8 protein-coding genes and 1 tRNA gene are annotated in these 9,626 nt (G+C 69.8%); 5 read left to right on the forward strand and 4 right to left on the reverse strand.

Translation table 11 applies throughout. The features are described 5' to 3' along the window. Window positions 1-41 precede the first annotated feature (41 nt). On the reverse strand, window positions 42-1,511 hold the full coding sequence (locus tag IEY81_RS21105; protein WP_189120465.1) for a cellulase family glycosylhydrolase: 1,470 nt from the start codon (window positions 1,509-1,511) through the stop codon (window positions 42-44). Between the two features lie 138 nt (window positions 1,512-1,649). On the opposite strand from IEY81_RS21105, the gene IEY81_RS21110 reads away from it, so the two are divergent. Then, window positions 1,650-4,037 (forward strand): phosphoribosyltransferase domain-containing protein, encoded by a 2,388-nt coding sequence (locus IEY81_RS21110; RefSeq protein ID WP_229788055.1) that lies wholly within the window; start codon window positions 1,650-1,652, stop codon window positions 4,035-4,037. Then, a complete protein-coding gene (locus IEY81_RS21115; RefSeq protein WP_189120467.1) occupies window positions 4,037-4,879 on the forward strand; it encodes a PfkB family carbohydrate kinase in 843 nt (280 codons plus the stop codon). The genes IEY81_RS21110 and IEY81_RS21115 overlap by 1 nt, the downstream gene beginning before the upstream one ends. Here IEY81_RS21115 and IEY81_RS21120 read toward each other — a convergent pair. Then, the gene (locus tag IEY81_RS21120) at window positions 4,870-5,781 is read right to left on the reverse strand and encodes a bifunctional helix-turn-helix transcriptional regulator/GNAT family N-acetyltransferase (RefSeq protein WP_189120468.1); all 912 of its coding nucleotides are present in this window, start codon (window positions 5,779-5,781) and stop codon (window positions 4,870-4,872) included. The two genes, IEY81_RS21115 and IEY81_RS21120, sit on opposite strands and share 10 nt — an antisense overlap. 79 nt (window positions 5,782-5,860) lie before the next feature. Here IEY81_RS21120 and IEY81_RS21125 point away from each other — a divergent pair, with 79 nt between their 5' ends. Then, window positions 5,861-6,736: a Vgb family protein gene (locus tag IEY81_RS21125; RefSeq protein WP_189120469.1), complete on the forward strand. Its 876-nt coding sequence runs from the start codon at window positions 5,861-5,863 to the stop codon at window positions 6,734-6,736. 44 nt (window positions 6,737-6,780) lie between these two features. On the opposite strand, the gene IEY81_RS21130 is transcribed toward IEY81_RS21125, so the two are convergent. Continuing rightward, window positions 6,781-6,856 (reverse strand) — tRNA-His (locus IEY81_RS21130). Window positions 6,857-6,904: 48 nt separating this feature from the next. Then, window positions 6,905-7,573, reverse strand: coding sequence for an oligoribonuclease (gene orn, locus IEY81_RS21135; protein WP_189120470.1), 669 nt, complete (start codon window positions 7,571-7,573; stop codon window positions 6,905-6,907). Window positions 7,574-7,678: 105 nt separating this feature from the next. On the opposite strand from orn, the gene IEY81_RS21140 reads away from it, so the two are divergent. After that, complete coding sequence (locus IEY81_RS21140) at window positions 7,679-8,434, forward strand: DsbA family protein (protein ID WP_229788056.1); 756 nt, start codon at window positions 7,679-7,681, stop codon at window positions 8,432-8,434. Window positions 8,435-8,982: 548 nt separating this feature from the next. Continuing rightward, the coding region (locus IEY81_RS21145) for a DUF222 domain-containing protein (RefSeq protein WP_189120471.1) at window positions 8,983-9,626 on the forward strand (644 nt) is incomplete at its 3' end.

Raw genomic sequence — 9,626 nt, forward strand, 5'->3', positions numbered from 1 at the left:
GCTGGGCCGACGACGGCCGGAGCGGGCGGGTCAGGGCCAGCCTAGTCAATCGTGACGGTCACCGGCTCGGTTCCGGTCGCCTGGACCAGGATGCGGTGGTGATCCGCCGTGCCGACGACCCGGCCGCCCGCGACGTCGATGTCCGGTCCGTCGGGATAGTGGAGCGGGCTGACGTAGATCTCGGTCGGTTCCTCGATGCCGGTGGCAGGCTCGTAGGTGTAGCGGAACGCGCCGCTCTCCGGGTCGAAGGAGAGGTCGACGGGCGTGCCGGCCGTGGCCTGCGGATAGGTGCGCACGAGCGTACGCAGCTTCTCGGCCTTCACGCTCGACAGGTCGGCGTCGTCGGCGAACATGCCCTGGCGCCCGTCGGCGGTGGTCGGGTCGTCCCAGTGCTTGTAGGCCCAGTGCATCCAGGAGGTGAAGTGGTCGTCGGCGGCCGCGGTGTCGATGGCCAGCAGCTCGGTGTTGTCGGTCGCGCCGAACTCCGACATCAGGTTGGTCGCGCCCATCGTCTCGGCCTGCTCGAGGGCCTTGCGGTGGTGGGTGTCGTCGTAGTCCCTGCAGCCGCCGACACCGACCGGCAGGCCCTGGGAGTCGAGGTAGCCGAAGGGGCAGTAGCTGTGCCAGGAGTAGCCGACCTGGCCGTCGTCCACCGGCCCGAACCTGGAGTTGGGCACCTGGTTGGCCAGCAGCTGCGACTCGTACCAGACGATCCCGTCGGGGTCGGAGCGCCGGATCGCCGCCGTCGCCCGCTCGTACGCAGGCTGGAACTCGTTGCGGTAGGAGCTCGCGCAGCCGGTGATCGGGCAGGCGAGCCACTCGCGGCCGGCCCACGGCTCGTTGATGAGGTCGTAGCCCATCGAGTAGGGCTGGTCGCCCCAGCGCTTCGCGACGGCGCCCCAGGCCGATGCCCAGCCGTCCTGGACGCCGTCCTCGTTCGCCCAGAACCGGTCGTAGACCGTGGCCAGCTCGGGGGTGATGTAGGTGGCCGGGAAGGAGAGCTTGATCGGCGGGTGGAGGTCGAACGGCGCGGGCCGTTCCGCCGCCCAGTCGGGCACGCCCTCGCCGCCGTAGGTCTCGTGCCACATGTCCTGGTGGAAGTCGAACTGCATCCAGATGCCCTGGTCGGCGAGGAGGTCGACCACCCGCTGCCAGTCGTCGAGATAGTCCTCGTCGACCTGGCCGGGGGCGTCCGGGGTCACGCCGGCCCACAGGGTGCCGATCCGGGCGCCGTTGAAGCCGTGCTCCGCCAGCCACTCCGCGTCGGTGGCGGTGAAGCCCTCGGGCGAGTCGGGCGGGACGTACGGATCGTGCTTCCAGACCAGGTTCTGGCCGTGCACCAGGACGATCCGGCCGTGCTGGTCGACCAGCCAGCGGCCCTCCCGGGAGAGCTGCGGAGGATCGGCTGGACGAGCGCCGGCAGGCCCGGCCGGGCTCAGCAGCGAGGTGCCGAAGACGAGAGCGACCGCGGTCGCAGCGACGATTCCGAGTCTTCCCGAGCGACGCGACATGACCGGAATCTAGTGGTCTTCATCACCTAGGGCAAGAACACGTTCTCATTCTAGGCGTGATTCCGCGTCAGGACGGGGTCTGCAGTGGACACGAACGGGATACCTGCGGTTGAGTCAGGTCCGGAGCATTGGGGGAGAATGTCACCTGTGAGAGACGAAGCGAGCGGCTGGTCAGGCAACTGGGTGGCCGAGCGTCTGGGCGTGCGTCTGCGCACCACCGACGCACCGAGCGGGATGATGCTCACCGATCTGGTCGGTCTTGCGGTGCGCCGCAACCCCCGCCGGGCGCAGCTCCTGGTCTCCTCGGTCCTCGGCAAGCACGTGCCCACCGACCCCCGGCTGGTGACCGACGCCGGCCTGCGTCTGGGGGCCAAGGCCCGCGCCGCGGTCACCGGTGACGCGGTCGTCCTGGGCTACGCGGAGACCGCGACCGCGTTGGGCCATCTGGTCGCCGACGCGATCGGGGCGCCCTACCTGCACTCCACCCGTCGAGAGGTCGAGGGCCTCGAGCCCGTCGCCGACTTCTACGAGGAGCACTCCCACGCGACCGCCCACCGGCTGCTGCCCGCCGACCCCGGTCTCCTCGGCCGCGGCGAGACCCTCGTGCTGGTCGACGACGAGGTCCTCACCGGCAAGACCGTGCTCAGCACCATCCGGGCGCTCCACAAGAAGTTCCCCCACCAGCACTACGTGGTGGCAACGCTGATCGACCTGCGCTCGGAGGCCGACCGCGCCAAGATGGAGCGCTCGGTCAAGCGGCTGCGCGCGACCCTGGACGTGGTCTCCCTCGCGAGCGGTGAGATCGACCTGCCCGAAGACCTCGCCGACAACGGCAACCGGCTCATCGACACCGTCGAGAACCTCCGCCAGCTCGCCGGCGTCGAGACGGTCGAGCGCCCGCGCGGCGAGGTCGTCCAGGTCGTCGCGACCTGGCCACGGGCCGTCCCCGAAGGGGGTCGCCACGGGTTCACGGCAGGCTCCGCCGGCTCCTACGAGTCGGCCGTCACGGTCACCGCGGCCGCCGTCGCCGGCCGCATCCCCGACGGCCCGGTGCACGTGCTCGGCACCGAGGAGCTGATGTACGCACCCCTGCGGATCGCCTCCGCGCTGGCCGACCGGCGCGCGGCCGAGGGCCGGCGCCACGAGATCACCTACTCGACCACCACGCGCTCGCCGGTGCTCGCCGTCGACGACCCCGGCTACGCGATCCGCACCGCGATCACCTTCCCGGCGCACGACTCCGCCGAGGTCGAGGACGGCTCGGAGGACGGCGACGCTCTCCGCTACGCCTACAACCTGCGTGAGGGCACGTTCTCGGCGATCGTGCTCGTCGTCGACGAGCCGGCCGACACCCCGGCCCTGCACGCGGAGGGCGGCCTGGTCGACCAGCTCGCCCGGCTCGCTCCGCGGGTCGTGGTCGTGACGATCCCGGCGTTCACGCCCGAGCCGCGCCACGACCAGCCGGCCCAGCAGCTGCCGGCTCCGCTGCACGGTCCCGCGTTCGGCACCTACGAGCGCGACGACGTCGCCTGGCTGCTGAAGGACCTCTCCTCGGACGCGGCGGAGCCGCCGGCCGAGGAGAGCCTGGAGGATCACCGGGCGCTCTTCGACGAGACGCTGTCCGCTTCCGCGCAGCGGGTGGCGTACGCCGTCGGCATGGTCACCGAGCAGGTGCTGGCCTGGCGCGGCCAGGATGCCGTGCTCGTCTCCTTGGTGCGGTCGGGCATCCCGATCGGGGTGCTGATGCGGCGCTGGGCCCAGCGCGTGCACGGCCTCGACCTGCCTCACTACGCGATCTCGATGGTCCACGGCCGCGGCATCGACCAGACCGCTCTCGCCTACCTCGCCGCCCATCACGACCCTGCTCGGGTCATGTTCGTCGACGGCTGGACCGGCACGGGGGCGATCGCCCGGGAGCTGGCGGCGTCGGTGGAGAAGGCCAACTCGACCCTCCATGCCCATCTGCCCGCGCCGTTCTCGCCGGAGCTCGCGGTTCTGGCCGACCCCGGACGCAGCGTGTCGGTCTACGGCACCCGTGAGGACTTCCTGACGCCCTCGGCCTGTCTCGGCTCGGCCGTCTCCGGTCTGGTCTCGCGCCCTGTGGTCGACGATGACCGGGTCGGCCCCAACGACTTCAACGGGGCGGTCTTCCACTCCGGCCTGGATTCCGTCGACGTGTCCAAGACGTTCATCGACAAGGTCGCGGCCCGGTTCCCGATCGTGCGCACCAAGGTGATGCTCGATCTCGGAGCCCACCTCGGCGGCGACCACACGCCCACCTGGGCGGGCTGGGACGCGGTCGAGGAGGCTGCCGAGAAGTTCGGCGACGGCGACGTCAGCCTGGTCCAGGCCGGCGTCGACGAGACCATGCGGCTGCTCCTGCACGGTGACGCGGCGAAGATCCTCGTCAACCCGGCCCGTGACGCCGAGCTCGGTGTCATCAAGAAGATCGCCGAGTCGCACGGGGTGCCGCTGGAGCGGGTCTCCGGTCTGCCCTACTCCTGCCTCGGCCTGCAGCGCCCCTGATGCCGGCGCGCCCGTCCCCGGAGCTGGTCGTCGTCGGGAGCATCAACGTCGACCTGACGGCGCTGGTCGAGCGCCTGCCGGCGCCGGGGGAGACGGTCGGCGGCGGTCGGCTCCGCCGCGATGTCGGCGGGAAGGGTGCCAACCAGGCGGTGGCGGCGAGCCGTCTCGGGGCACGGGTGCGGATGGTCGGAGCGGTCGGCGCCGATGCCGACGGCGGCTGGGCGGTCGAGACGATCCGGTCCGCGGGCGTCGATGTCGAGGGCGTACGCATCGTCGACGCGGCCACCGGCACCGCGCTGATCGCCGTCGACGAGGCGGGGGAGAATCAGATCGTGGTGTGCAGCGGCGCCAACGCGCTGGTGGAGCCGGGATCGATCGCGGTGGCGCCCGGCGAGGCGGTGCTGATGCAGGTCGAGCTCTCGCTCGGGGTGGTCCGGGCGGTGGCCGGCATGGCACCCGGCTTCGTCGCGGTCAACGCCGCACCTGCTCGTGAGCTCCCTGAGGATCTCGTCGGGCGCGTCGACCTCTTCATCGTCAACGAGTCGGAGTACGCCGCGATGCCCGAGCTGCGCGCGGCCCGGCGGGTCGCGGTGACCTACGGCGCTTCAGGTGCGGCGATGCTCACCGACGGTGTCGAGGTGGCCCGGGTGCCGGCTCCGCCGGTGCCGGAGGTGGTCAGCACGGTCGGCGCGGGTGATGCCTTCTCCGCCGCGCTCACGCTGGCGATCCTGGCCGGCGCCGAGGACGAGCAGGCGCTGCGTACGGCCTGCGCGGTCGGGGCGGCAGCGGTCGCGCACCCGAGCGCGCAGCCGCCGCTGGACACGCTGGCCGCCTACGCCTGAGCGAGCTCCTTGCGGAAGAAGTGGGTGGCGTGCGGGTTGTCGTTGTAGCGGTCGATGCGCTGGTAGCCGGCCCGCTCGTACATCCCGATCGCCTCGCTGAGCACGTCGCGGGTGTCGAGGCGGACGACCCGGTGGCCCAGGCGTAGCGCCTCGGCCTCGAGGTGGCGCAGCAGTCGCGCGCCGAGGCCGGCGCCGCGCCAGGCGGGATCGACCCACATGCGCTTGATCTCCGCGGTGCCGTCGAACTCCCGCACAGCCCCGGAGGCGACCGGGGCGCCGTCGCTCGCGGCGATGAAGAACGCACCGTTCGGCGGCCGGAGGGTGGGGTCGTCGCCGAAGCCCTCGTCGCCGACGGTGAAGCCGAAGCGGTCGCCGATCTCGGCGAAGTAGCGGCCCATCGCCTCCTGGGCCATCGGGTCGCTGGGGTCGACCCTCTCGAGGGTGATCGTGGCCGCACGGACGAGCAGGTCGGCCGTCGCCAGGGCCTCGTTGAGGCGGTCGCGCTGTCGCGGGGTGAGCGGGTCGAGCAGGAGACGAGCGTGCTCCTCGGAGCGGCGCTCGAGGTCGTCCCACTGCTTGAAGCCGTCCTCGGTGAGCCTCACCAGGCGACGCCGCCCGTCTGCCGGATCGCGCTCGGTCGCGACGTACCCCTTGCTCTCCAGGGTCCGCAGCATCCGGCTGACGTATCCGGAGTCGAGGCCGCCGAGGCGGGTCCGGATCTCCTGCACGGTGGTCGCCGGGTCGGCGGCGGAGGAAATCGGCTGCGCGGCGAGGCCGATCTCGTAGAGGATGCGAGCGGTGCCGTAGGGGAGGCCGCTGCCGAGGAAGGAGTCCTCGAGCGCTCCCACACGACGGACGTAGCTCATGTTGAACTTGCGCATCACCGAGGTGTCCACTGTCATATATCTGACTTTAGTCAGGTAACTGCTGGCTGCCAAGGGATCGCGCGCTGTTGATGTCGCCCACCCGCGGAAGGAAGGCATGACGACTGAACAGAGAGTGACCGAGCACCAGGTGCCTGGAAGCGGCCCGTACGCCATCACCACGGGCCCCGACGGCGCGCTGTGGTTCACCCTGGTGGCCAGCGGCGAGATCGGCCGTCTGGTCCCGGGAGAGGCTGTGGCCACCTTCGCAGTGGCGCCGGACTCCGGACCGACGATCATCGTGCCCGGGCCGGACGGGGCGCTGTGGTTCACCGAATATCGTTCGCACCGGATCGGCCGGATCTCCGTCGCCGGCGAGGTGACCTCGCATGCCCTCAGTGGTGAGTGCGGTCCGTTCGGGATCGTCACCGGCCCGGACGGCGCGCTGTGGTTCACCGGGACGGCGACCGACACCATCGGACGCATCACCACCGACGGCACGATCACCGAGTTCCCGCTGCCGCTCACCGAGGCGTTCCCGTCGGCGATCGTGGCCGGCCCGGACGAGGCGCTGTGGTTCACCATGAACCGCGCCAACGCGATCGGCCGGATCGATCTCGCCGGGGAGGTGAGCGTGCACGAGCTGCCCACCGCCGACGCGGCGCCGGTCGGTCTCTGTCTCGGGCCTGACGGTGCGCTGTGGTTCGTCGAGATCGCGGCCGGGCAGATCGGCCGCATCACCGTCGAGGGGACGATCACCGAGTTCCCGCTGCCCGACCGGGGCGCTCGTCCGCACGCCATCATCGCCGGCGACGAGGGGCTCTGGTTCTCCGAGTGGGGCGGCAACCGGATCGGCACGATCACCACCGACGGCGCGATCGACGGCATCTCGCTGCCCACGCCGGACTCGGAGCCGCACGGGCTCACCGTCGGCCCGGACGGTGCGATCTGGGTCGCGCTGGAGCACGGTGCCCTGGCACGAGTGGCGAAATGATGAAAGGGCGAGGTTCAAACCCGGGGGTTTGAACCTCGCCCTCATGGGGTGAGCGACGGGGCTTGAACCCGCGACCCTCGCGACCACAACGCGATGCTCTACCAGCTGAGCTACGCCCACCATCGGCCCGGACAGCGCATGTCCGAACCAGCAAGAAGCATAGGGGAATCAGGCCGGATCTGTGGAATCGGCGGCGACGCTCGGATCACCCAGCCCGGTGATCGACGCACCGTGCCGGGCGGCGATCTCCTTGGCCGCCTCGGAGTCCGGCCCGGGCATCGGTACGAAGACCGCCTCGCGGTAATAGCGGAGCTCCTCGATCGACTCCTGGATGTCGGCCAGGGCGCGGTGGTTGCCGCGCTTGGGCGGAGCCGAGAAGTACGCCCGCGGGAACCAGCGGCGCGAGAGCTCCTTGATCGAGGAGACGTCGACGTTGCGGTAGTGCAGGAACCCCTCCAGCTCGGGCATGTCCCGGGCCAGGAAGTTGCGGTCGGTGGCCACCGTGTTGCCGCCGAGCGGCGGCCGGGAGTCCTTGCCGCAGTGCTCCCAGACGTACGCCAGGACCTGCTCCTCCGCCTCGCGCATCGTCACACCGTTCTCGAGCTCGACCAGCAGGCCGGACTTGGTGTGCATGTCGCGTACGAAGTCGTCCATCTGTTCCAGCGCCTCGGCCGGGGGCTTGATGATGATGTCGACCCCGTCGCCGAGCACGTTGAGATCGAAGTCGGTGACCAGGGCCGCCACCTCGATGAGAGCGTCGTTCTCGAGGGACAGCCCGGTCATCTCGCAGTCGATCCAGACCAGACGTTCGTTGAGTGAAGCCACGCAGAGCACCATAACGCTGCTGGTCAGCGGCGCCGCGGAGGGATAGGCATCGTTGTGATAACGGTTCCCATCGCGTGGTTTCAGCCTACCCTCAGGAGTTGCGCATATGTTGGTTCCATGAGCACGGATTCAGCCAGCGGCCCTTCGCGCAGGGAGAAGCGTGAGGCGCGCGCCGCCAAGGCCGCCGCGGAGCTGGAGGCTCTGCGCAAGAAGCAGGCCCGCAAGTCGATCCTCACCGTCGTGGCCGTCGTCGTCGCCATCGCGGTCGTCGTCGGCGGTCTGGTCTGGTACACGCTGAGCCAGTCCGACTCCGAGATCACCGCCGCCGAGGCCGGCAAGAGCGAGCACGGCCTCGTCATCGGCCCCGACGACGCACCTCGCAAGGTCGTCGTCTACGAGGACTTCCTCTGCCCCTACTGCGCCGAGTTCGAGAACGCCTCCCGTGTCGACCTCAACGAGCTCGCCGCCGACGGCAAGGTCCAGGTCGACTACCGCCCCTTCGTCCTCCTCGACCAGGTCGGCCCCTACTCCGAGCTCGCCACCTCCGCCTTCGCCGTCGTCCAGGAGGAGTCCGGCGCCAAGGTCGCCAAGGAGTTCCACGACCTCCTCTTCGAGAACCAGCCCAGCGAGTCCGGCCCCTTCCCCTCGGCGAGTGACCTCGTCGACCTAGCCGTCGAAGCCGGCGCCTCCGAGGCCGACGTCAAGGACCGCATCGAGTCCCTCGACGGCAAGGCCTGGGCCGACGCGGCCACCAAGGCTGCTCAGGACGGCGGTGTCCAGGGGACGCCTACTGTTCTGCTCGACGGGAAGCAGTATCAGGACGGGACGTCCATCCAGGACATCGCTGACAACCTGGTCGACGAGCTCTCTTAGTTCCTCGGGCCTCCGGTGGTCGAGCTCGTCGAGACCACGCGCGCGCGGACATCGGCCGACGACTGTGTTTTTCGTTCCCGGGTTCGCCGCCGACCCGATCTCTGAGTGTCTCTCGATCACGCGCCGCGTCAAGGACGGGCTTCGCCCGCCGCTTGCGCGGTGGCCTACGGCCATCCTTGACCCGGCACCTGATCGAGAAAAGATTTCCGCCAATATCGGGGCGGCGGCGAGGGGTGTGGCGCGGGCAAATGAGACTTACAAAGCCGACGTCGAGTCTTGGCAGGGACCCCTCGCCTCCGCTGGTCGAGCCGCTGGAGCCGCTAGGCGTAGGCGTGTCGAGACCAACACAGCCCTCTTCCCGGCCGAAGGCGTTGAGGCCTAAGCACCGGAGGTCGAGCTTGTCGAGACCCCTTCGCGGACACCCCGACCCACCGGTGGTCGAGCTTGTCGAGACCACCCTCTGAGCAACAGTCCAATGAACCTAAGAATACGGTCTGACTAGGGCAAATGGGTGGCGCCGCCACTCGGTTTCGCATATAATGAAACGCATGAACGAGACCCCCTACCAGCTCCTCAGCGGACCACCACCAGGTGCGTCCGAGGCTGAGCTGATCGACTGGATCAGCGGTCTCGAAAACCTGAAATGCCGAGCCGAAGCACTCCAAGCCGAAGCCGCCGTACGCCTCGACGAAGCCACCCGCAAACGGCATACCGAGGCAGGCGTCCCCGCTCGCAAGCTCGGCGACGGCGTCGCCTCACAGATCGCCCTCGCCCGCCGCGTCTCACCTGCCAAAGGCGCAAAGCTTCTTAGCCTCGCGAAGATCCTCATCACCGAGATGCCCCACACCTTCGCGCTGATGAAGGCCGGCCTGTTCTCGCAGTGGCAGGCCACCATCCTCGCCCGTGAGACCGCCTGCCTCTCGCTCGAGGACAGGCAAGTCATCGATTACGAACTCTGCGCCACGGGTCCCGACAGCAAGACACCGAAGGTCGTCACGATGGGCCTGCGGCACCTCGAGAACGCGGCCAAGAAGCTCGCCATCACTCTCGACCAAGCATCCGTCGTAGCCCGCGCCGCGAATGCGGAGAAGGACCGCCGGGTCAGCGTCCGGCCCGCACCCGACACCATGACCTGGCTCGGTGCAATGCTGCCGGTCAAGGACGGCCTCGCGGTCTTCGCCGCCCTCGACCA

The organism is Nocardioides luteus (assembly GCF_014648595.1).
Lineage (GTDB): Bacteria > Actinomycetota > Actinomycetes > Propionibacteriales > Nocardioidaceae > Nocardioides > Nocardioides luteus.

What these genes read in the sequence shown, in the direction of transcription:
- IEY81_RS21105 (WP_189120465.1), bottom strand. Translation starts at nt 1,511, where the DNA reads ATGTCGCGTCGCTCGGGAAGACTCGGAATCGTCGCTGCGACCGCGGTC.
- IEY81_RS21110 (WP_229788055.1), top strand. Translation starts at nt 1,650, where the DNA reads ATGTCACCTGTGAGAGACGAAGCGAGCGGCTGGTCAGGCAACTGGGTG.
- IEY81_RS21115 (WP_189120467.1), top strand. Translation starts at nt 4,037, where the DNA reads ATGCCGGCGCGCCCGTCCCCGGAGCTGGTCGTCGTCGGGAGCATCAAC.
- IEY81_RS21120 (WP_189120468.1), bottom strand. Translation starts at nt 5,781, where the DNA reads ATGACAGTGGACACCTCGGTGATGCGCAAGTTCAACATGAGCTACGTC.
- IEY81_RS21125 (WP_189120469.1), top strand. Translation starts at nt 5,861, where the DNA reads ATGACGACTGAACAGAGAGTGACCGAGCACCAGGTGCCTGGAAGCGGC.
- orn (WP_189120470.1), bottom strand. Translation starts at nt 7,573, where the DNA reads ATGGTGCTCTGCGTGGCTTCACTCAACGAACGTCTGGTCTGGATCGAC.
- IEY81_RS21140 (WP_229788056.1), top strand. Translation starts at nt 7,679, where the DNA reads ATGAGCACGGATTCAGCCAGCGGCCCTTCGCGCAGGGAGAAGCGTGAG.